21 protein-coding genes are annotated in these 22652 nt (G+C 57.1%); 6 read left to right on the top strand and 15 right to left on the bottom strand.

The genetic code is table 11. The features are described from left to right. Positions 1-2 precede the first annotated feature (2 nt). Genes NP77_RS00740 through NP77_RS00750 form a run of 3 tightly spaced genes read right to left on the bottom strand, consistent with a single transcriptional unit; the run spans position 3 to position 3456 of the window. Entirely contained in the window at positions 3-710 is a 708-nt protein-coding gene (locus NP77_RS00740) for a class II glutamine amidotransferase (RefSeq protein WP_008926389.1), read from the bottom strand. Next, the gene (locus NP77_RS00745; RefSeq protein ID WP_039658662.1) at positions 698-1972 is read right to left on the bottom strand and encodes an acetyl-CoA carboxylase biotin carboxylase subunit family protein; all 1275 of its coding nucleotides are present in this window, start codon (positions 1970-1972) and stop codon (positions 698-700) included. The genes NP77_RS00740 and NP77_RS00745 overlap by 13 nt, the downstream gene beginning before the upstream one ends. Positions 1973-1989: 17 nt before the next feature. After that, positions 1990-3456 (bottom strand): hypothetical protein, encoded by a 1467-nt coding sequence (locus tag NP77_RS00750; protein ID WP_039658663.1) that lies wholly within the window; start codon positions 3454-3456, stop codon positions 1990-1992. A gap of 168 nt (positions 3457-3624) precedes the next feature. Between NP77_RS00750 and NP77_RS00755 the strand changes: the two genes are divergently transcribed. Beyond that, positions 3625-5085 (top strand): PLP-dependent aminotransferase family protein, encoded by a 1461-nt coding sequence (locus NP77_RS00755; protein WP_039658665.1) that lies wholly within the window; start codon positions 3625-3627, stop codon positions 5083-5085. Here NP77_RS00755 and NP77_RS00760 read toward each other — a convergent pair. From NP77_RS00760 to NP77_RS00800, 9 genes are all read right to left on the bottom strand, one after another. After that, entirely contained in the window at positions 5082-6332 is a 1251-nt protein-coding gene (locus NP77_RS00760) for a valine--pyruvate transaminase (RefSeq protein ID WP_039658666.1), read from the bottom strand. The two genes, NP77_RS00755 and NP77_RS00760, sit on opposite strands and share 4 nt — an antisense overlap. Positions 6333-6413: 81 nt before the next feature. Further along, positions 6414-7388: a glyoxylate/hydroxypyruvate reductase GhrB gene (gene ghrB, locus NP77_RS00765; RefSeq protein ID WP_008926385.1), complete on the bottom strand. Its 975-nt coding sequence runs from the start codon at positions 7386-7388 to the stop codon at positions 6414-6416. A gap of 74 nt (positions 7389-7462) precedes the next feature. Next, positions 7463-8743, bottom strand: coding sequence for an MFS transporter (locus NP77_RS00770; protein ID WP_003849602.1), 1281 nt, complete (start codon positions 8741-8743; stop codon positions 7463-7465). Positions 8744-8775: 32 nt separating this feature from the next. Beyond that, positions 8776-9735: a sugar kinase gene (locus NP77_RS00775; protein ID WP_008926384.1), complete on the bottom strand. Its 960-nt coding sequence runs from the start codon at positions 9733-9735 to the stop codon at positions 8776-8778. Positions 9736-9744: 9 nt separating this feature from the next. Then, complete coding sequence (locus tag NP77_RS00780; protein WP_008926383.1) at positions 9745-10494, bottom strand: sugar phosphate isomerase/epimerase; 750 nt, start codon at positions 10492-10494, stop codon at positions 9745-9747. 139 nt (positions 10495-10633) lie between these two features. Continuing rightward, positions 10634-11659 (bottom strand): LacI family DNA-binding transcriptional regulator, encoded by a 1026-nt coding sequence (locus tag NP77_RS00785; protein ID WP_003849597.1) that lies wholly within the window; start codon positions 11657-11659, stop codon positions 10634-10636. A 65-nt stretch (positions 11660-11724) separates the two neighbouring features. Beyond that, positions 11725-12705: a LacI family DNA-binding transcriptional regulator gene (locus NP77_RS00790; RefSeq protein WP_003849595.1), complete on the bottom strand. Its 981-nt coding sequence runs from the start codon at positions 12703-12705 to the stop codon at positions 11725-11727. Between the two features lie 139 nt (positions 12706-12844). Further along, entirely contained in the window at positions 12845-13504 is a 660-nt protein-coding gene (locus NP77_RS00795; protein WP_003849594.1) for an OmpA family lipoprotein, read from the bottom strand. A gap of 110 nt (positions 13505-13614) precedes the next feature. Beyond that, positions 13615-14181 carry a DNA-3-methyladenine glycosylase I gene (locus NP77_RS00800; RefSeq protein ID WP_003849593.1) on the bottom strand — a complete coding sequence of 189 codons (567 nt, stop codon included), beginning with the start codon at positions 14179-14181 and terminating at the stop codon, positions 13615-13617. A gap of 155 nt (positions 14182-14336) precedes the next feature. Between NP77_RS00800 and NP77_RS00805 the strand changes: the two genes are divergently transcribed. From NP77_RS00805 to NP77_RS00825, 5 genes are all read left to right on the top strand, one after another. Beyond that, positions 14337-15023, top strand: coding sequence for a hypothetical protein (locus NP77_RS00805; protein ID WP_003849591.1), 687 nt, complete (start codon positions 14337-14339; stop codon positions 15021-15023). Between the two features lie 74 nt (positions 15024-15097). Continuing rightward, the gene (locus NP77_RS00810) at positions 15098-15778 is read left to right on the top strand and encodes a hypothetical protein (RefSeq protein ID WP_033743345.1); all 681 of its coding nucleotides are present in this window, start codon (positions 15098-15100) and stop codon (positions 15776-15778) included. 111 nt (positions 15779-15889) lie between these two features. Further along, positions 15890-16426 (top strand): primosomal protein DnaT, encoded by a 537-nt coding sequence (gene dnaT, locus NP77_RS00815; protein WP_008926380.1) that lies wholly within the window; start codon positions 15890-15892, stop codon positions 16424-16426. Next, positions 16426-17166 (top strand): DNA replication protein DnaC, encoded by a 741-nt coding sequence (gene dnaC, locus NP77_RS00820; RefSeq protein ID WP_003849584.1) that lies wholly within the window; start codon positions 16426-16428, stop codon positions 17164-17166. Before dnaT ends, dnaC begins: the two co-directional genes overlap by 1 nt. Positions 17167-17464: 298 nt before the next feature. After that, positions 17465-18598, top strand: coding sequence for an ROK family protein (locus NP77_RS00825; RefSeq protein WP_003849580.1), 1134 nt, complete (start codon positions 17465-17467; stop codon positions 18596-18598). A 58-nt stretch (positions 18599-18656) separates the two neighbouring features. Here the strand turns inward: NP77_RS00825 and xylR are convergent, their stop codons facing one another. The 3 genes from xylR to NP77_RS00840 all read right to left on the bottom strand — a co-directional run bounded on the left by xylR (position 18657) and on the right by NP77_RS00840 (position 22626). Continuing rightward, entirely contained in the window at positions 18657-19835 is a 1179-nt protein-coding gene (gene xylR, locus NP77_RS00830; RefSeq protein WP_003849577.1) for a D-xylose utilization transcriptional activator XylR, read from the bottom strand. Between the two features lie 93 nt (positions 19836-19928). Next, positions 19929-21113: a xylose ABC transporter permease XylH gene (xylH, locus tag NP77_RS00835; RefSeq protein ID WP_003849574.1), complete on the bottom strand. Its 1185-nt coding sequence runs from the start codon at positions 21111-21113 to the stop codon at positions 19929-19931. Further along, a complete protein-coding gene (locus tag NP77_RS00840; RefSeq protein ID WP_003849573.1) occupies positions 21106-22626 on the bottom strand; it encodes a xylose ABC transporter ATP-binding protein in 1521 nt (506 codons plus the stop codon). The genes xylH and NP77_RS00840 overlap by 8 nt, the downstream gene beginning before the upstream one ends. Positions 22627-22652: the final 26 nt, after the last annotated feature.

Genomic DNA, 22652 nt, shown 5'->3' on the forward strand with positions numbered 1-22652 from the left:
TATCACTCCCTAAACGGTATTTCATAGAGTTCATGATTATTCATTCGCCGCCAGCTGCCGGCGCTGCCTGGTATTGTCACGGGTTCAGAGGCGATCAGCGTGCAACCGTCCTGTTGCCGAAAATGCATCGTAAAATAGTCCGGCCAGGGGGTGTCGTGCGGATACCACTGCCACGCCCAGGCTTTGTCGCGGGTGACGAAAATGGCATTGCCTGCGCTGCCGCCTGGCTCAACCTGCGCCATCTTTGCGCGCAGATAGTCCCGGGTGAAATCAGCAGGGGTGGTCTGATCCACTAAATAGCGCAGATACTCTTCAGAATCGAAGCGTGATTCCGCCAGGCCGAGCTGACGGTAAATGGTCGGCAGAAAGCCGTTATGCATCATGTACCACTGATGTCCGGCGCTGTTGCGCCACAGCGGATGCGAAAACTCGATCCCCTGATTTTTGCTCAATGTGGCGTGACGCACATGAACCGCCAGAAACCGACTGCGCAGACGATCCACGTCAATACCCGGCAGGGCGTCTGCGAACGGGCCGGTGCCATGCAGGGTGTGAATCTCGCCCTGTTCCAGCCACAGACAGCCCCAGCCATTGGGATGCGATTTGATCGGGCCATCGTGTTCGGCGCCTTCGCCGCAGCTCATGGCGCGTGCTGCCTCCAGAATCTGTGCGCTGTCAAACTGGCCATATGCCAGAATCATCCTGCACATACTTTGTCTCTCCCGGCGGTGACTGATTGCGCGGCAATCACCTGCTTAAACGTGGTCATGATTGGCTCACGTGCTGTATCTGTCAGACTGAAGGTGGCGAGGATACCCGCATGACGGGTCAGATCGGCATAGAGCGAGGAGCGTGGCGAAACCTGCAGTGCAGGCAATCTGAGGGGTGGCAACAGCGCACCCTGCTGATGCTGTTCGATCCAGCTTTCGGCAGCCTGCAGCTGCGCCGGTTGCCGTAACCGCAGCTGTCCAACCGCACCGGATCCGGTGAAAGCAAAAGCAGGCAGTGGATCGCCCGCCTCCAGCCGGAAGGTGACATCCGCCCAGTTGATGCCCGTTGCCTCCTGCACCAGCATTGCCACCCCCATGCCGGAAAGCCGGAATCCCATCTCAAGGAAATGCGGTACGCCATTAACCACAATAAAATCGATATGAAACGCGCCCTGACGATAGCCAAAGGTTTCACAACAGAAGGTCATCAGGCTACTGAACGATGCCGGCAAGGCCGCTGCCGCCATTGCTACATGCCCCGACTCATAAAAACTGACGCATCCCTGGCTATCCCGGTGCTGCTCAATCACCTTCTGGCAGCAGGTCAGTGCCTGGGGATGCCCCTGATGCACCACACCCTGCAACGAAAACTCAGTGCCTGTCAGCGCACTTTCCACAATAAAGCCGCTGAAGCCGCGACCGCCATAGTTCATGGTCTGCACCAGCTGTTTCACCACACTGCGCAGTTGATCGGCGCGTTCAATCAGAAAGATGCCCAGGCCGCCGCCGCCATCCACTGGTTTCACGACACACGGATAGATCAGCGCCTGTTCCGCATCCAGAATGCTGAGCGGTGACGCGAAAAAGCGGAACTCTGGCTGCGGGAAGCGCGGCCAGGCTTTTTTCAGCGCCATGCGCTGCGCATATTTATCCATGGGAATAAAGGCGGCAGGCGCGTCTGGCCCGGCCAGCATCTCACGCAGCCGTCCGGCGCTGGCGTTGTAAGCTTCAAAGCCTGCCAGCACCACCAGCGGATGCGCCAGTAAACCGGCATGCAGATAAGCCTGCATGAGCTCCCACGGATTCTCAGGACGGTCGAGGCGAATAATCAGATCAAACGGCAACGCCAGACTGAGCGACTGGTAATCGACAAAATCACCCATTTCCGCCAGCACGGTAAAATAGCCGTCGCGCTTCGCCACAGCGCAATAAGGATTTTGTCCGTCGCGGGTGGCGCCAATTTGCAGGAAAATCTTTTTCATCGCCTCGCCTTACCGGGTTAACGCCCGGAAATGATTTCTGTCACGATGTCATTGAGCACACCGTTATTGACCTGAATCACCGCTTTGTGAGGATCAAAACGCAGGACGCGCGACAGCGGATCGGTACTTTTGCCCTCCAGCAGCGAACTGACCGGCCTGCTCTGCCAGCAGTGGCGCATCTGCGTCAGCGTCAGGCCGGAGAGCTGTGTTAACTGCTGAGCCAGTTCGACGTCGTTATTGCGTTGTTCAATCAGATCGCGAATAGCGGCTTCCTCCAGCGCAATCTGCTGCTGCGACAGCCAGTGTCCCAGCTGCTCTCCGTGCGCCAGGAAGGGTGAGTAAATCATGCAGATCAGCTGATCTTCACTGAGGTTAAACGCCTGCATGGCGAAATCTGCCGCGCGCTGCCGCTGCTGCCGGATGGCGTCGTCGTCCTGATAGCGCGCCGCCATCTCATTAATGAGCGCGGACGGAAAATCTTTCTTCACCATCAGCCCCAGCGCGAAGCGCACATACTCGCGGATCCCTTCGGCATAGTGGCGCTGCAGCAGCGTTTCAGCCCGCAGTCCGCGCAGATGCGCCATCAGCGTTGGATTACCGCAGTCGGACTCGGAAAAGCTGAACATCAGTTCATCAAAACGGAAGCGCATAAATTCGCTGAGCAGCGCCCAGTGCGCGCCCGCTTCATAGGCGGTGTCCTGATAAATGTTGAAAAACAGCGGGTCACGTGCGAGCTGATGGGTGATGCGGTGCGCGGCTGTCAGCTGATCGGCCCCGTAAACGTCAGAGAAGTAGCGCTCTGCCACACCGTCCAGCGTCTGGAGAAATCCGCTGAAGCCCCGGCTTTTGTCCGCTACCGGCGCATCAAACAGCCGGGAAAGGTGTCTCGCCCAGGCGACATAGGCGGCCTGCTCCTGCGGCGAGTCGCCGGTGATAATCAGATCCACGCCGCCGTTGTAGTCTGCCGCCAGACCAAAGGAGTTCACCATGCTGAGATTACAGGCGTTGCAGAAGGTCGAGCGCGCATCAGCGCGAAAACGGTGGCCATTCATCAGCACGTCATTGCGGTTCTGCTGCCGTACGCTCTCAGGAATCGTCAGGTCGCGGGCAAACGGTCGGATCAGCAGGCCATCTACCACCAGGCATTCTGTCCGTTCATCGTCATGCATCGCCAGCGCCTGATAAACGCGGTGGATGTTCTCCATCACGCTCTGATTCATCGCTGCATGGCGGTTGGTGCTGACCCGCAGATGAAAGGTGCTGCCCTGTTGCTGCCAGATGAGGCCCTGAATGTAGCGCACGTAGGCCACCATGTAGCTGCTGTCTTTTCCGCCGCCATAAGCGAGCAGTACACGGTTATTCTCCAGTTGCTGCTGATCCGGCAACGCCGCCATCAGGCGGCCAGAGCAGCGCTGAGCTGACTCAATAATGGCGGGTGACAGATACGCTTCAATCTCCTTCATCATGGCGGGCAGATTATTCATTTTTCACGTTTCCCTCAGGTGAACAGAATCACTTTATGGCCTGAAGCCCGGCGGCTGACGAGGTAGCCGGGCCGTTTAGCGTCATGAATAATTAAGAGATGCAGCCTAAAGTACTTTGAATGTACTCTGTTGAATATGCACAGATCAGCGCGATATGGGGTGGAACAGATGGCCGATGTTATCGGGGAACAGGAGAGTCAGAACAGTCGTTACCGCCAGATCGCAGAACAGATTAAGCAGGCCATTCATGCCGGTTCACTGGCACCCGACAGTCGTCTGCCGTCGGTGCGGACGCTGGCGACGCAGTACAATGTCAGCCTCACCACCGCCCTGAAAACCCTGCGCACGCTGGAAGATGAGCGCTACGCCGTCGCCCGCCCTAAATCGGGCTTTTTTGTTGCCCCGCAGCGGCCCGCTTCGCGTCAGTTGCCCGCCGTCAGCGAACAGCCGCGCGCCATCGCGCCGCTGGATGAGCAGACAGAACTGCATCTGGCGATGCTCGGCTCAGACTGCCGGGTGCGTCTCGATCTGGCTAACGGCGACAGCGCCCTTTATCCGGTCAAGCGCATCGGCCTGCTGATGCGCCAGATGGGCTACAGCAAACCGGCTCTGCTCGGCAATACGGTCAAAGGTACCGGCTATGCGCCGCTGAAAACTGAGATTGCCCGTCGCGCGGTCGATTACGGCTGCAATATCAGCGCCGACGACATTCTGATCACCAACGGCTGTATTGAGGCGATCTCGCTGTCGCTGCGTGCTACCACCCAGCCGGGCGATGTGGTGGCAGTCGAGTCGCCCTGCTACTTCGTGCTGCTGCAGATGCTGCACAATCTCAATTTACGGGTGATTGAAGTGGAAGCCGGGCCGGAAGGGTATGTGAATGTGGCGAAGCTGACCGGTCTGTTTCAGCGCAAGGCGGTACGGGTTTTTCTGACCCTGTGCAACGTCAATAATCCGCTGGGCAAGAGCATTCCCAACGAGCATAAAGCCTATATTGCGCGGCAGGCGGATGAAAACGATGTGGTGATCATTGAGGATGATATTTTTGGCGATACCGCCTTTGGTGAGCGTCGCCCCTTCCCGATGCGCGCCTTCAGCCCCAACGCCATTCTCTGCAGCGGCTTCTCTAAAACCGTGGCACCGGGCATTCGCATTGGCTGGGTTCACAGCGTTAACTACATGCGCAAAATCGCCTCGCTAAAATATACCTCGACGATGGGCACCTCGGTGCTGTCACAGGCGGCAGTGGCAGAGTTGCTGCGCAGCGGCGGCTATGATGCGCATCTGCGCAAGCTGCGTCGCGAGCTGGCACGGCAAATTCGCGAAATGCGTCAGTCAGTGCTGCGGGAATTTCCGGCGGGAACGCGGGTGTCCGATCCGGAAGGAGGCTATGTGCTGTGGGTTGAGATGCCGGGAAAGGCGCTGAACGTGCGCGAACTGTTTCTGAAAGCGCGTAATGCGGGTATCGGCATTGCACCGGGCCACATTTTTGCCACCGATGATCGCTACGATCACTGTTTCCGGCTGAATGCCGGTTTCGGCTGGAATGCGGAGGTGGAACAGGCCATTAAGCAGCTGGCACAGTGGTGCCAGCTGTCATTAACCGATCCACAGGAAGAGCAGGATTAGCTGTCGCGCCAGGCGATCTCAACCTCTTCCGCCAGAATCTGCACCGCCCGCTCGATATTCTCTGCATCCGGCACGTAGTTCATCCGCATACACTGATGGGTGTGCGGCCACGCCTGTTCGAGGCCCGGGAAGAAGAAGTGGCCCGGCACCATCAGCACGCCGCGCGCTTTCAGCCGCTGATAAAGCAATTCAGTGGTGATCGGCAGATCGCGGAACCAGAGCCAGAGGAAAATCGCGCCTTCCGGCTTGTGGATCAGACAGCGCTCTTCCGGCAGATAGCGCCGCAGGATTGCAATGGTCTGCTGCACCTTCTGATGATAGAACGGCTTGATCACCTCTTCGGAGAGCCGCAACAGATCGCCGCGACGAATCATCTCATTGGCGATGGCCGGACCGATGCTGCCCGGTGCCAGACTGATAATGCCGTTCATGTTGCTCAGTGCAGTAATCGTCTTCTCGTCAGCAATAATAATGCCGCAACGCGCACCCGGCAGGCCGAGCTTCGACAGACTCATGCAGAGAATGATGTTGGGATTCCACAGCGGGCGCACCTCGCTGAAGATGATGCCGGGGAACGGCACACCATAGGCATTGTCGATCAGCAGCGGCACGTCATGCTGCTGTGCCAGCGCATCGAGCTGCATCAGCTCATCATCAGTGATCACATTACCGGTAGGATTTGTCGGGCGCGAGACGCAGATCAGCCCGACCTCATCGTTCATCGGCAGATGCTCGAAATCGACATGATATTTAAACTGGCCTTCCGGCAGCAGCTCAATGTTCGGCTTCGCCGAGACAAACAGCGCCTCTTCCAGACCGGCATCCGCATAGCCAAGATACTCAGGCGCCAGCGGGAACAGCACTCGCTTCTTGCTGCCATCGGCCCGGCGACCGGCATACAGGTTAAACAGATAGAAGAAAGCGCTCTGACTGCCGTTGGTCAGTGCGATATTCTCTGCGGTGATCGGCCAGCCAAGCTGTTCACGCAGCAATTCAGCCAGTGACGCCAGCAGCGTCGCTTTGCCACGCGGACCGTCATAATTGCACAGCGCTTCGCTGAGTTTGCCTTCCTCGTGCATCTGCTGCAGCAGTTGCTGAAAGTAGTCGTTCATGGCCGGAATTTGCGCCGGATTGCCGCCACCCAGCATGATGGTGCCGGGCGTGCGGAGGCCCGCGCCCATATCTTCCATCAGACGTGAGATGCCGGAATGTTGGGTAAATTTGTCGCCGAACTGAGAAAAGGACATAGCGGTTAAATATTTGTGATAACGAATCGGGGGTCCACCATAACGCCCGCCATCGGCGGGCGCAATGGGAAGGCGTGGGGATTACTTCAGTGCCTGCGGGTTAACGCAGTTCTTCTCGACGCTTCCGCCAAGTGCGGCGATGAGATTTTCTACCGCATCCTGCATCATGCCGTAACGGGTTTCGTGTGTCGCAGAACCGATGTGCGGCAGCGTCACCACATTGGGCAATGACAGCAGTGGGGAGTCGGCAGAGACCGGCTCCTGCTCAAACACATCCAGTCCGGCGGCATGCAGTTTGCCTGCCTGCAAGGCAGCGATCAGCGCCTTCTCATCCACCACCGGTCCGCGCCCGGCGTTGATCAGCACCGCATCCGGTTTCATCAGGTCCAGCTCGGCGGCCCCAATCAGATGGTGTGTCTCTTCAGTCAGCGGCAGGCTAATGCAGACGAAATCACTCTGCTTCAGCAGCGCTTCCCGTTCACAGCGCTGTGCGCCAAAGCGTGACTGTGCCTCCTCATGCTCACGGCGGGCGTTATAGAGGATTTTCATGCCAAAACCAAAGTGCGCCCGCTGCGCAAGCGCCATCCCGATACGTCCCATGCCGAGAATACCCAGCGTTTTATGGTGTACGTCGATGCCGAACTGCGCCGGTCCGATGCTCTTCTGCCAGTTACCCGCTTTAACCCAGGCATCCAGTTCCGGCACCCGGCGCGCCGTGCTCAGCACCAGCGCCATCATGGTGTCTGCCACGGTTTCGGTCAGCACGGTCGGCGTGTGCATCAGCACCACGTTACGCTGATTCAGGGCGTCTACATCAAAATTATCGTAGCCCACAGAGACGCTGGAGCAGACGCGAAGATTGGGCATTTTCGCCAGCAGCTCGCCATTCACTTTACCGCCCGATCCCAGCAGACCTTCTGCCTGCTGGAAATCCGCAGCATACTTCTGCTGGCTCTCTGGTGAGAGATCGCTGATTTCCGTCACGTCACACTGTTCAGCCAGGCGGGCATAAAGATCGTCAGGTAGTTTTTTATAAAGAATTACAGCGGGTTTCATTCGGTGGCTCCCGGTCAATAAGTTACGGGCGGCTTGCAGGCCGCCCGGAGAAATAGAGGCTAACGTTTACGCTTTCAGGCCGGTTTCGCCCCCTGCAGCGGTGGCGCTTTATTCTGCGCCGGCTTCACAATCAGCGTCAGCCACACCGAAACCAGCAGGGCCGATCCCATAAAGATGTAGGAGGCGGATGGGCTGCCGGTTGCTCCATTAAGATAGCCGACAATCCATGAACCGATAAACGATCCCAGCGCACCCATGCTGTTGATCAACGCCATTGCACCACCGGCAACATTACGCGGCAGCATTTCAGGGATGATGGCAAAGAACGGTCCGTAAGGCGCATACATCGCGGCACCGGCAATCACCAACAGGGTGTAGGACATCCAGAAGTGGTTAGATCCCACCAGGTACGAGCCGAGGAAAGCCAGCGCACCGATCAGCAGCAGTGGCCAGACGAACAGCTTGCGGTTCTGGGTTTTGTCAGACGCCCAGGAGACAATCACCATCGCAATGGTTGCCGCCAGATAAGGCACCGCTGACAACCAGCCCGCTTCGACCATGCCCATCTGCGTGCCGTTACGCAGAATCGACGGCAGCCACAGCACAAAGCCATACACGCCGATGCTCCAGGCAAAATATTGCAGACAGAGAATGATCACGTTGCGGTTACGGAACGCTTCACCGTAGTTGCGCACCGCTTTGATATTTTCCTGCTCTTTCTGCAGTTCAGCCTGCAACGCCGCTTTCTCGGCATCGCTCATCCAGCGCGCCTGTGCGGGTTTATCCTGCACCAGGAACCACCAGGCGATCGCCCAGATCACCGCAGGAATCCCTTCGATGATAAACATCTCACGCCAGCCAAAGGATTCGATCAGATAGCCCGACACCACCGACATCCACAGCACCGTGACGGGATTCCCCAGGATCAGGAAGGTGTTGGCGCGTGAACGCTCCGATTTGGTAAACCAGTTGCTGATATAAATCAGCATCGCAGGCATTACCGCAGCTTCCACCACGCCCAGAACAAAGCGAATGGCTGCCAGCATCGGAATGTTGCTGACCACGCCGGTCAGCGAGGCGCAGCCGCCCCACAGAATCAGGCAAACGAAGATCAGTTTTTTGACGCTGCGGCGTTCGGCGTAAATCGCACCCGGGATCTGGAAGAAGAAGTAACCCAGGAAGAACAGCGCACCCAGCAGCGAGGACATGCCTTTGGTGATGCCGAGATCGTCATTAATCCCGGCAGCAGAAGCGAAGCTAAAATTTGCACGATCAAGATACGCCAGGCTGTAGGTGATAAACACGATGGGCATGATGAACCACCAGCGTTTTGGCGCGATTGTCTGCTTTTTCATCGGGAACTCCTGTGACTGTAGAGGGGCGCGAACTACACGTCGCCCAGTTGCTGACGCGTCGGCAGACCTTCGCTGTCACCAATGACCTGAATCGCCATCGAACCAATTTTGTTGCCGCGACGAATCGCCTGCGGCAGCGACTGACCTTCCAGCAGGGCGCTGATAACGCCAACGGCAAAACCGTCACCGGCACCCACGGTATCCACCACGTTATCGACTTTTATCGCCTCAACCTGACCCTTTTCGCCCTGCGACGTTTTATACCAGGCACCGTCACAACCGGTTTTTATGACCACGGCTTTGACACCCTTGTCGAGATAGAAATCGGCGATCGCTTCCGGCTGACGATAACCGGTCAGAATCAGCCCCTCTTTTTCGCCCGGCAGCACCCAGTCGGCATACTCCGCCAGCAGATTGAGTTGCTTACGCATCTCCTCTTCGCTGCGCCACAACACCGGCCGCAGGTTAGGGTCAAACGAAATAGTTTTACCGCGTGCACGCATTTCTTTGGCGGTGTGCTTCAGCAGCGCCAGCGAGCTCTCTGACAGCGCCGCCGCCACACCGCTCAGGTGCAGATGACGCGCCGAGCCGAAATAGTCTGCATCAAAATCCTCAACCGACAGATGGCTGGCCGCCGAGCCTTTACGAAAATATTCCACCAGCGGATCAGAACCGTCATCGACTTTGGACTTGAGCTGAAAACCGGTGGGATAGCGTTTATCGACCGTCACACAGGCGTGGTCGATACCCTCTTTTTCCAGCTGCTGGCAGATAAACCGGCCGAAAGCGTCATCGCCGATACGGCTGACCCAGCCCACTTTCAGGCCAAGACGTGCCAGGCCGGTCGCCACATTGAGTTCAGCGCCCGCAGAACGTTTAACAAAGGTCTCTGCTGCGGCCAGATCGCCAGTCTCGCGGGCGATAAACATCGCCATCGCTTCACCGATGGTGACCACATCAAGCTGACCGTTGTGATGATTAATGTGCGTCATATCTGTTCCTTACACGTTACGCAGCAGCGACACGTAGTGGCGTGTCACCGCAGTCAGATCGTCGCCTTCCAGCGGAAATTCGATACCGCGCGGTGCCTGTGCGGGCAGCTGTTGCAGCAGCGTGCGCCAGTGGTCATCCGCCTCATCCAGCGCAATCGCCCGGAAGCTATCCTGGTGCGGCACGGCCGCTTTGACGTGCACATAACCCACCTGCGCGGCCAGTTGTTGCGCTGCCTGGTCGGCATCTTCCCCGGTCCAGCGCCAGTTACCCATATCAAAGGTCATGCTGATCGGCAGATCGGCTTCCCTGACCGCCGTAAAAAACGCGACGGACGGCGCCAGTCGACCATGCTCAGTCTGGTCATTTTCCACGGTCAGCTGAAACGGCAGATCCGCCAGCAGCGCCTGCAACGTTTCGCGAGGGAGTGCACCGGTAAAGTCTCCCAGCGCCACTTTCAGCCGCTGAGCGTTTAACTGGCGTGCTTCTTCAACGTAGTGGATCAGGCGTGGATTGATTTCGCCGCCGTCACAAAACAGCGTATCGGGCACCGAATAGCTGGCGTGCAGCTGATGCTGCGCCACCGCCCGGCCCAGCGCGGGCAGATCGGTAAGCGCCGTGTCATCAAGCAGTTCGCGGCGGATTTCAACGCCGTCAGCGCCCGCCTGCTGAATAATCGGCAGCAGCGCACGCTGACCCCCGAGTGCGGCGATCTGCGCGTGGCCATAAGCGGCGGTCACCACGATGATGTCAGGTTTCATGTTCTACTCCATGGCAGGGTTCTGCCCATAACGAATAGAAAAACCCTAAATGGAACCGGTTCCAAAGCAAAGGAGCAAACTGTGAAATTATGATCGTGCTCACGAAGCGAGCACGTAAACGGAAGGTTAAATCTGAAATTCAGCCCAGAGGCTGGCTTGAGCCGCGAACAATCAGTTCACCAGAGAAGACCTGCTCGCCAACCGGCACATCACTGCCCTCAATACGGGCAATCAGGCGTTCCAGTGCACTGAAGCCAATCTGCCAGGTGGGTTGTTTCAGCGTGGTGATACCGACACCGGCCAGCGCCGCCCACTCCAGTTCATCAAAACCGAGCAGGCCGATATCGCGACCCCAGTGCAGATTGAGTCGTTGTAACGATCGCGCCACCTGCAGCGTCAGCGCCCCGTTGGCGACCATCACCGCGCAGCGTTTGCCGGTATGACGCTGATGGAAGGCCAGCAACGCCTGGTCCAGCGCATCGGGCTGATGCAGCCCCACTTCAGTATTCTCATGCTCAACCTGAGGATGCGTTGCCAGCAGCTGGCGGAAAGCCTGCAGACGCTCGCGGCGAGTGTTGACGCTGCCCAGCGGCTCACTCAGAAACAGCAGTGCGTTATAGCCATTGTCGACCAGATGGCGCGTGGCTGTTTCAGCCGCTTCGGCGTTATTCAGTCCCACTACATCGCAGGGAAAATCGGGGATTTTTCGGTCAATCAGCACCATTGGCAGCAGGGATTGTTGCAGATGATTCAGCACCTCTTCACGCATACCGACCGCGTTAACCACGATGCCTTCTACCTGATAGCTGCTAAGCAGTTGCAGATAGTGCTGCTCCAGATCCACTTCATTATTGGTGTTACACATCAGCAGGGTAAAACCCTGCTCGCGGCAGGCGGCTTCAATACCGCTCATCACATCGACGGAATAGGGATTGGTGATATCGGCAATAATCAGCCCGATCAGGCGGGTACGTCCGCGCTTCAGGCCGCGCGCCATCTGGCTTGGACGATAGCTGAGATCGGCAATCGCCTGCTCAATCCGCGCTTTTAAACCGTCAGAAAGCAGATGCAGCTCGCCATTGAGATAGCGTGAAACGCTGGTTTTGCCCGTTCGTGCCGCGTGAGCAACATCGCTGATGGTGGCACGAGGCGGCCTGATTTTCATGAGATATCCTGCGAAATGAGAAACCAGGCAGAGACTAGCACAAGCAAAGCTCACCGCAAAAAGTGCTATACCGGTAATTGCAGCCAGGGTTGCCAAAGGGTCTGTAACGTTTCCGGTGGTGCGCCATTGATCAGCTGGATGACCATTTCAGCCACCTGCTCTCCGGCCTGGTGCGGTGTTGCCTGGCGAATAGCGACAATGGGATGATCGAGAATCGCATCACGCGGCAATCCCTCCCAGCCTGCCAGCAGAATGGCACGCTCACCTGCTGACCGTCCTGCCTGATGCAGTGCCAGAGCTGCGCCTTCAGCCAGCACAGCGCAGTCGGTGATAATCACTTCCGGTACCGCCGCCTCTGCCAGCCACTGCCTGGTTTGCTGATAGCCGGCACGGCGAGACGGCGACACAGCCGCCATCGCATAAGGTGCGACATCGCCCAGCGCGGTCAGATATCCCTGACGACGCTCACGCACCTGCGTGCTGTGTTCGTTGCTACCGAGCCAGGCTATCCGCTGCCGTCCCTGCGCCAGCGACCAGCTCACCGCCATCTGCGAACCCGCGAAGTGATCCACATCAAACCAGGCATAAGTGGGTGGCAGATCGCTGCGGCCCAGCGCCAGAAAGCGAAAATTAGCCTGAAGCAGCGCATGAAGTCGGCTGTCATCGGGCGTAGTGTGACCGACGATAAGGGCATCCACGGCCCCACTGCGCAACAGATGTGTCAGTGTCGACTGACTCTGCTGCTTATCCATCAGTAACAGCAGATTAATGTCATGACAGGCAAGGTGATGATCCAGCGACAGCAGCATGTCGCTAAAGTCGCTGCCACTCAGAGAAGATGCACTGATCGGGTAGATAAGACCCACCGCGTTAGCGCGACCGGTTTTCAGACGCCGCGCCGCTGCATTGGGTCGGTAGCCGCGCCGCTGCGCTTCCTCTTCGATACGCTTACGCGTTTCGTGAGCAACGTCCTGATAACCATTAAGGGCACGACTGACCGTCGTCACGGAAAGGCCTAAAACCGTAGCGATGGCTTTAAGAGACATGAGGAAATATTCTCTGATCAATTTTTGATCAGGCTACCATAAAGCGTCTGCTGGCTCTATTCGCCGAAACATTACTGATTCTTTTAGCGGAAGGCTTTACAGAAAAAAGACGCCCCCAGGTCGGGGGCGCGCGCGATTATTACAGTGGGCTGAGCGTGATCTCAACACGACGGTTTTGTGCTTTGCCTGCTTCGGTGCTGTTGGTGGCAACCGGATTATCCGGGCCTGCACCCTGCGTACGCAGGCGATCGCTGGCAACACCCTGCACGATCAACGCGCTGGCAACACTTTCAGCACGCTGTTGAGACAGGCGCATGTTCAGTGCACGGCTGCCAGTGCTGTCGGTGTAACCTACGACGTTTACCGCTGTTTTCGGATACTCTTTCAGCACCATTGAAACACCGGTCAGGGTATTTGCACCGGCCGGTTTCAGATTGCTGCTATTAGAGTCGAAGGTGACATTATTTGGCATATTCAGAACGATGTTATCGCCATTACGGGTCACGCTGACACCCGTGCCGCGCATTTTGTCGCGCAGTTTCGCTTCCTGTACATCCATGTAGTAGCCCACGCCACCGCCCAGTGCAGCACCGCCAGCGGCACCAATCAGTGCGCCTTTACGACGATCTTTTTTCGACGAGGAGAGCACGCCGACACCGGCACCCACGAGTGCGCCCAGGCCCGCGCCCACGCCTGACTTACCCGCCTGAGATTCGCCGGTGTAAGGATTGGTCGTACACCCTGGCAGGGCCAGGGTGCCGCTTAATAACAAAGTGATGGCGATTAATTTTTTCTGCATTTTTGTTCCCTTACATTCGACACACAGGGGAAAACCTTTCCCATAAGTGGCACGATTATGCCGCCTGATGCCAGGGAATGTAGTGCGGAAAAATCCTGATTTAACGGGAATCACGTCTTTTGATTGTCAGGATGACAAAAACAGTTGCTCTGATGATCATTTATCAGCCCACAGGCCTGCATAAAGGAGTAGCAAATTGTGGGGCCGATGAATTTAAAACCACGCTGCTTTAACGCCTTAGAGAGCGCAATGGCGTGCTCTGACGTCGTGGGTGCCTGGCTGTAATCAGGATAATCGTGAACGATTTGCACGTTATCGACAAATTGCCAGACGAAGTGGCTGAAATCCTCGCCTTTCGTCTCCATTTCAAGATAAGCACGCGCGTTAGCGATAATGGCCGCGATTTTACCCGCGTGGCGGATAATGCCGCTGTTGAGCATCAGCGCGTCAATATCTGTGGAATCCATCAATGCTATGGCCTGCGGATCAAACTGGTGAAAGGCCGCCCGATAGTTTTCCCGCTTTTTCAGCACGGTGATCCAGGATAATCCCGCCTGCTGCCCTTCCAGACAAAGCATCTCAAACAGCGCGCGCTTGTCTCTTTGCACCACACCCCATTCACGGTCGTGATAGGCCAGATAGAGGGGATCCTGCGTTACCCAACCACATCGTTGCATCACTTTTTTCCTTTAATGACGTGAAAATTCTGGCGGTCCGCTTGATCTTAGAATTTATCGGTTGATAGTTAAACAACCACCGGTTAAATAACAGAGACGGGCCGAAAATTTAATTAAGACGCCGGATAATAACTTCAGTTTTGCCCGGAGAAGCGATGGTGCCGAGAAGCGGTTGGAAAGGTCTGCGGACCTGCTGTGCTGTATGCCTGTTACTCTTAACGCAACCGACTTTTGCCCGCGGTGGCACCTCTGCGCCTCAACATCCCGTCTTCTCTCCCGACTACGACACGATCCTGGCGGAGAAGATCGCCCTGAACCCACTCGCCTTCAGCGATGAAAGCCGCGCCCTGTTTGAAGCCGCCATTAACTCGCCTACCGCATCCCCCATTGCCCTGCACAGTGAAACCGGCAGCGTAGGCACTACGCCGCTGGGAAAACGCTATCGGGCGGGCGTTGACCTGCCTATTGCCCCGTCACTCACCACCGGACCCGTGGCGCAGTATGCGGTCGATCCGCAGCAGATGAACTGTCTGCAATGCGATTACAGCGATCAGCAGAGCCGTGAGCAGAGCGCCAGCGTCGGCTGGCGCATTGATTCGAAACAGGGATGGATATCGCCCTGGGCGCAGCTGAGTTATCACTATCTGATGGCCGATACATCGCAGAATCCCCGGCGCGAGGCAACCAACGGCTCTGATCAATCCGATGGCATTGATGTGAGCATCGGTGCACAAATGCCACTCAACGCGAATCTGGCGGCTTTTGCTGCGTTTTCACAAAGTGAGGCGCTGAATAATCAGGAGCAGCAACTTTATACCTTTGGATTCAGTGCCAGCTTCTAGCGGGGCATAAAATGAGAAAGGGAATCGGGCGTTTAAAATATAATGAGTCCGCTAATCATTATACCGGTAACCTTATGCGCAACGATTTGACAATTATTGGCCGCGAAATAGCGGTTTTCCTTCTGGCAGCTCTGGTTCTCGCGTTGACTATCGTCCCTGTCTACATTGATGTGGCCTGGATGAACGACGCGCTCCACGAAACCTCTTTTACTGAAACCACCCAGGAATGCATGCTGGCGATGATCGCCGCACTGTTCTTTATTGCGGCTCGCCGTCGTCCCGCTCAGCGCGGGGCGCTGACCTTAGTGGCGGGCTTTTACAGCTGCATGCTCATCCGCGAACTCGACTTTGTTTTTGATACTTTTCAGCACGGCAGCTGGGTCTGGTTTGCTCTGGCCGTTACGGCGGGTTCGCTGGCTGTCGCGCTGCGGACGCCAAAAAAAACCGTGCATGCGCTGGCGAATCTGCTGCTGCATCGCAGCTGGCCGGTGATGGCCTCTGGCTTCTTAGTGGTGCTGGTCTTCTCCCGCCTGTTTGGTGTGCATGCGCTGTGGCAGCATCTGATGCTGGGAGATTACAACCGCGTGGTGAAAAACATGGCCGAAGAGGGTACCGAGCTTCTGGGATACAGCCTCTGCTGGCTCGCCTCAGTGCGCTATTTGTGGCAGACCCGTCCGGCTGCTGCGGGTGTCCGGGTACAAATCACCGAATCTGCACCGGCCCGCCACGCGACCTCCACGGTCACCTCACACTGATCCGCAGCGTTGCTTTTTAAGCGATCCGCACCCTTAAAACAGGTACAATAAACACTTCTGCGTCGGTGATGGGTTCCCGACGCAAGGTGTTCGTTAACCTCAGGTCTTTTCATGTCAGCTAAAATCTTAACTTCAACGCTTATTGGCCTGGATGCCTTCCGACAGGATCCGCTGACTGCCCTGCAGCAGGCGGAAAAGGGCACGCTGGCGGTGTTAGATAACTATGCGCCGGTGATGTACGCCATCACACCGACGCGTCTGGCTGAGCTGCTGGCGCTGGAAACCGCCGCCCGGCAGCCAAATGATGTGGCGCTGGATGACAGCCTGTATGACGACGCGCCCGCCGCGATTCATACGCCGGCAGGCAAGTTCGCCATGTATCAGGGCTGGCAGCCGGATGCCGACTTTACCCGTCAGGCCGCCATCTGGGGCGTGGCGCTAAGTGAACCGGTGACGCCCAGCGAGCTGGCGGCCTTTGTGGCCTACTGGCAGGCCGAAGGCCGGATGTTCCATCATGTGCAGTGGCAACAAAAGCTGGCGCGCAGCATTCAGATGAACCGCGCCGCAAACGGCGGGCAACCGAAGCGTGATATTACGCAGTTGCCTGATCCTGACCGTACCATTCCCGATGGTTTCCGAGGTGAATGATGAAAACGCCCAACGATCTCTTTAACCGTCTGAAAAGAATGATGCCTGAGGGCACCCGGCCGAAATTTGCCAATGGTGAAGAGCTGCTGGCGTGGAATCAGGAGCAGGGTCGCCTGCGTTCAGAGGCGATTGTGCGTGAAAACCGCGCAATGAAAATGCAGCGCGTGATGGGCCGATCCGGTATTCGTGAGCTGCACATGAACTGCTCATTTGATAATTACCGGGTAGAGAACGAGGGACAGCGCAAAGCGCTGGAGCTGGCACGTCAGTACGCTGCCGAATTTGATGGCAGCATCGCCAGCTTTGTCTTTTCAGGACGTCCCGGCACCGGTAAGAACCATCTGGCTGCCGCGATTGGCAATGACCTGATTCTGCGCGGTAAAAGCGTGCTGATCGTGACGGTGGCCGATCTAATGTCGAGTATGAAGGGCACCTTCAGCGGCAGTAGCGGCATTACCGAAGAACGGCTGATTCAGGATCTCAGCAGCGTTGATCTGCTGGTGATTGATGAAATTGGTATGCAGAGCGAATCGCGCTACGAAAAAGTGATCATCAACCAGATAGTTGATCGCCGTTCTTCGTCGAAACGACCGACCGGCATGTTATCTAACCTCGACCATGCAGGTATGAATGCACTGCTGGGTGAACGCGTCATGGATCGTATGCGGCTCGGTAACAGCCTGTGGGTGCGTTTCGACTGGGAAAGCTATCGCAGTCGGGTGCGCGGCGACGAATATTAATCAGTGACCCGGCTGTGCCGGGTCACTGCGTTAATCGGGCCTGATGTTCCGCATCCTTGCCATTCACCACCCTTGCTTTGTCTTTCTCCCCTACCCGGCGCAGACAACGGTGCTGCACCCGCAGTCTCGCCCGCTCCGCCGGTACCACAGAACACCCGTGTTAATCCGGCAATCCGATCATCATCACGATCTCCGCCACCGTCGATTGGGTTGTGTGAAACAGCACGCAAAGTGTGGGATGAAGAATCCGCATGGGCTGATACACTCAATTGTTACTCCTCTGTTGAGTGAACCCGTGATGAAAACGAATGGCAAAGGCCCTGCACTACTGAGACTGAATAACCAGAAACGGGTGATGAGTCAGCTGCGTAAGCTGCGCGTGACGTCGCGTCAGGATCTGGCGGAGGTGCTGACACTCAGCAAAAATACCGTCTCATTAATCATTGATGACCTGCTTGAACAAGGCCTGATCGAAGAGCTGGGCCCGGTCAGCGTGGCGGCCGCCGGACGGCCTAAAATCGGGATTACCCTCAGGCCAGAAAAACTTAAGAGCGCAGGCATTATGGTGGAACGCAACGTGGTCCACTGGCGGGTCTGCGACTATTTTTCCCAGGTACTGGCTGAAGCGACACTACGTACTGATACCAGTAATCCGACCCGCCTGCTGGCTGAGCTGGCCATGCTGTGCCGTGAACTGACTGAGCACTATCCCGATTTGCTCGGCATTGGCCTGGGCTTTCCCGGCATCGTTGATCCGCGACGCGGCTGGATGCACATTTCATTGCCGCTTGAATGGCAGGATGTTGACCTGCTGAGCGCGCTACGCAAGCACGTTCGTCTGCCGATTCGCATTATGAACAATGTTAAAGCCGCCGCGCTGCTGGCTGTTGATCAGCGTGGATTATCGGTGGAGAGCAGCCATTTTTATCTGCGTATTTCAGAGGGGATTGGCGGCGCACTGGTACAGCATGGCGAAGTCTTTACCGGCCACAGCTGGACGGCGGGCGAGGCCGGCCATCTGGTTGTCCAGCCCGAAGGGCCGCGTTGCAGTTGTGGTCGTCGGGGTTGCCTTGAAGCGCTGGTCAGTCAGCCTGCGATTAAACAACAGCTGGCACAGCGTCAGCCCGGGCTGAGCTGGCAGAACCGCGACAGCGCGCCACGCGTGGTGGATGAGGTGATGGCGCTGGCAGGTGGCTATCTGGGTGCGGCACTGAGTCAGATTATGCTGCTGCTCAATCCCGCCACAATCATCATTGATTGTCCGTGGAACGCCAGTGAGCGCTTCTGTAAGGCGGTACGCGATACCGCACACGGTAACGCGCTGGCTTTTACCGCCGCGCATACTCAGCTGCAGTTCCCGGAGAACCGGATTGACCCGGCTAACGGGCTGGCACTGGCGGTGCTGGAGGAGAGGGAGCAGCGGGTGTTTTAGTGCCCCGGTCCGTGCTTTTTTACCCGATATCCATCCCCGCCAGACTCACCCTTTCCTGCTACAACACATTCTCACCAAAATGCTGGCGATACTCTTTTGGAGTGGTGTCGTAGCTTTTGCGGAACACTGAATAGAAGTATTGCAGCGAAGGGTAACCGCACATTTGCGAGATCTCATTGATATTGAGCGATGAAGAAGCCAGCAGTTCGCGCGCTTTTTCCAGTTTTTCGCGATGAATCATGGCATGAATGGTGTCGCCGGTCTCATCACGAAAGCGTTTTTCCAGATTAGATCGCGACAGCCCGACCGCATCCAGCACCTGTTCCACCTTAATGCCCTTACAGGCGTTAAAGCGGATGTAGTGCATTGCCTGAATCACCGCCGGATCGCGCAGTGAGCGGAAGTCGGTTGAGCGCCTTGCGATGACTTTCACCGGCGGCACCAGAATGCGCTGAAGGGGCAGAGGCTGATTATCCAGCAACCGGTGCAGCAGTTTGGCCGCCTGATAACCCATCTGCCGTGAACCCTGCGCCACGGACGAGAGCGCGACGCGTGACAGATAGCGGGTCAGCTCCTCATTATCAATCCCGATCACCGTTAACTTTTCCGGTACAGGTATTTTCAGGTGTTCACAGGCTTGCAGCAGATGTCGCGCCCGGGAGTCAGTCACGGCGATAATGCCGGTTTGCGGCGGCAGTGTCTGCAGCCAGTCGGCGAGCCGGTTCTGCGCGTGCTGCCAGTTTTCCGGCGCGGTCTCCATGCCCTGATAGACCACGCCCTGGTAACGCTCACGCCCTACCAGCTGACGAAATGCCTGTTCCCGCTCCTGCGCCCAGCGCTTGCCACTGGAGGCCGGTAAACCATAAAAGGCAAAGCGGTTGATGCCCTTCTCTTTCAGATGCAGAAAAGCTTTCTCCACCAGCGCGGCGTTGTCAGTGGCGATGTAATGCACCGGAGGATAATCTTCCTGGCGATGATAAGAGCCACCCACGCCGACAATGGGGACAGAGACATTCGACAGCAGAGCTTCGATAGAGCGATCGTCGTAATCGGCGATCACCCCATCACCCAGCCACTCACGGATGTTGTCGATGCGGCAGCGAAAATCTTCTTCGATGAAGATATCCCAGTCTGTCTGCGACGCCTGTAAATACTCACCGACGCCCTCAACCACCTGACGGTCATACACTTTATTGGCGTTAAACAACAGCGTAATACGATAACGTTTATCATGCATGATGGCGCGTTCCCTTAAATCCTCAGCGCATTGCATAACACGGCTGAAAGGGGCAAAAAAATTGTTTGCGCCACAATGTGATCGCCCGCGCGATTACACCCGACGCCGCGTTGCGGTATCCATCCACACCGCCAGCAGCAGAATCGCGCCTTTGACGATGTACTGCCAGAAAGTCGGCACATCCATCATACTCATGCCGTTATCCAGCGAGGCCATGATAAAGGCCCCCATGACCGCGCCCGCAACCGACCCCACGCCGCCCGCCAGGCTGGTGCCGCCAATGACGCAGGCGGCAATCGCGTCGAGTTCCGCAATATTACCCGCCGATGGTGAGCCTGCACCCAGCCGCGAGCTGAGGATCAGCCCGGCAATCGCCACCATCACACCGTTGATGGCAAACACCGCCAGCTTGGTGCGCGCCACGTTAATGCCAGAGAGGCGGGCTGCATCTATGTTGCCGCCGATAGCGTAGATACGACGGCCGAATGCGGTGCGGGTTGCCATAAACATGCCCGCCAGCAGCAGCACAGCCAGCAACAACACCGGCGTAGGTACGCCACGATAATCATTGAGTAACCAGATGGCACCCAGCACTAAGATAGCCGTGATCGCCTGACGCCCCACGGTGCCGCTTGCTGCGCCCTGTGGCAGGCCGAGTTGCTGACGACGCAGCCGCAGCCGCCATTGCCAGAGTGTAAACAGCGCCAGACCTGCAACACCAAAGCCGAAACCGACACCGCCCGGCAGATAACTCTGTCCAATCTGCGACATGCCCGGTGTAATCGGCGCAACGGTGGTGCCATCGGTAATGCCGACCAGAATACCGCGGAACGCCAGCATCCCCGCCAGTGTCACAATAAACGACGGCACTTTGCGATACGCCACCCACCAGCCATTCCAGGTGCCGAGCAGCAGTCCCATCACCAGTGTGACCACGATGGTCAGCGGCAGCGGCCAGCCGAGCCAGACGTCAAAGATTGCCGCCGCGCCGCCCAGCAGACCCATCATAGAACCCACTGACAGGTCGATCTCCGCCGAGATAATCACGAACACCATGCCGACCGCCAGAATGCCGGTGATAGCGGTCTGTCGCAGCAGGTTGGAGACGTTACGCGCACTGAGCCACGAGCCGTCGGTAGTCCAGGTAAAGAACAGCGCAATCAGCACAATCGCGCCCAGCATCACCAGAACCTGCAGGTTGGGCAGCGTGAACCTGCCCGGTGACGGTTTGCCCGGCGTACCTGAGAGGCGGCTTTGGGTACTTTCACTTTTAAGCATAATGTTCACTCCGCAGGGCAGCTTCCATCACCTGCTCCTGAGTCAGATTATCGTTAATCAAATCGGCTTTGATCTGCCCTTCATGCATCACCAGAACCCGATCGCTCAGGCCCAGTACTTCCGGCAGCTCAGAGGAAATCACAATCACCGCGATACCCTGCTGAACCAGCGCATTGATCAGCAGGTAGATCTCCTGACGGGCACCCACATCAATGCCGCGTGTCGGTTCATCCAGGATCAGGATTTTTGGATTGAGCAGCAGGCACTTCGCCAGAATCGCTTTCTGCTGGTTGCCGCCGCTTAAACGGCCAATCGGCAGTTCCGATGAGGAGGTTTTTACGCGCAGCCGACTGATCGCGTCGTTGATCGCTTGCTGCTCCTGCGCTTCATCCAGCGTCGAGAGTCGGTGACTGAACTGATCCAGTGCCGCCAGGGTAATATTTTTGCCCACCGCCATCAGCGGCACGATGCCATCCTTTTTGCGATCTTCCGGCACCATCGCAATGCCGTGCGCAATCGCGGCACGGCAATCAGTGATGTTGACCTGTTTGTCGTTGATCCAGATATCACCCTGCCAGCGCCCAGGCCAGACACCAAACAGGCACTGCACCGTTTCAGTCCTGCCTGCGCCGACCAGCCCGGCAATGCCAAGGATTTCACCGCGTCTGAGTGTGAACGAGACGTTGTTGACGCGGCGGATGTGGCGGTTAACCGGATGCCAGGCGGTGAGATTGTCCACTTTGAGTATCACATCGCCAATCTGATGCGGCGCATGGGGATAGAGCGCGGTCAGCTCGCGTCCGACCATCATGGTGATGATGTCATCTTCGCTCAGGCCTGCCGCAGGACGGGTGGCAATATGCTGGCCGTCACGGATTACGCAGATGGTGTCGGAGATCGCCTTGACCTCGTTCAGCTTGTGCGAGATGTAGATGCAGGCGATACCGTGTTCACGCAGATTACGAATGATGCTCAGCAGCACATCCGTCTCCTGCTCCGTCAGAGAAGAGGTCGGCTCATCCAGAATCAGCAGCCGGACCTGTTTGTTAAGGGCGCGGGCAATCTCCACCAGCTGCTGCTGACCCAGGCCTAACTCGCCCACGCGGGTTGCAGGCGAGACGTTCAGCCCGACCCGCGCCAGCAGTTGCTGGCAGCGCAGGGTCATGGTTTCATCATCCACCATGCCGAAACGACTCAGTTCGGCGCCGAGGAAGATGTTCTCCATCACCGTCAGTTGCCGCACCAGCGCCAGCTCCTGATGGATAATCACAATGCCTTTACGTTCGGTATCGCGAATGGTCTGTGCCTGAATGTCGTCGCCAGAGAAGTGAATCTGTCCCTCAAAATCGCCGTGCGGATAGAGTCCGCACAGGATTTTCATCAGCGTCGATTTGCCCGATCCATTCTCACCGCACAACGACATCACTTCACCCGCCTCAAGTTGCAGGCTGACATCATTCAGCGCCTTAACAGCACCGAAACGTTTGGTGATGTTTTTCATTTCCAGCAGCATCGACTGTTCTCCCTCACGCTATGCGC

Source organism: Pantoea sp. MBLJ3 (genome assembly GCF_000816655.1).
Taxonomy (GTDB): domain Bacteria; phylum Pseudomonadota; class Gammaproteobacteria; order Enterobacterales; family Enterobacteriaceae; genus Pantoea; species Pantoea eucalypti.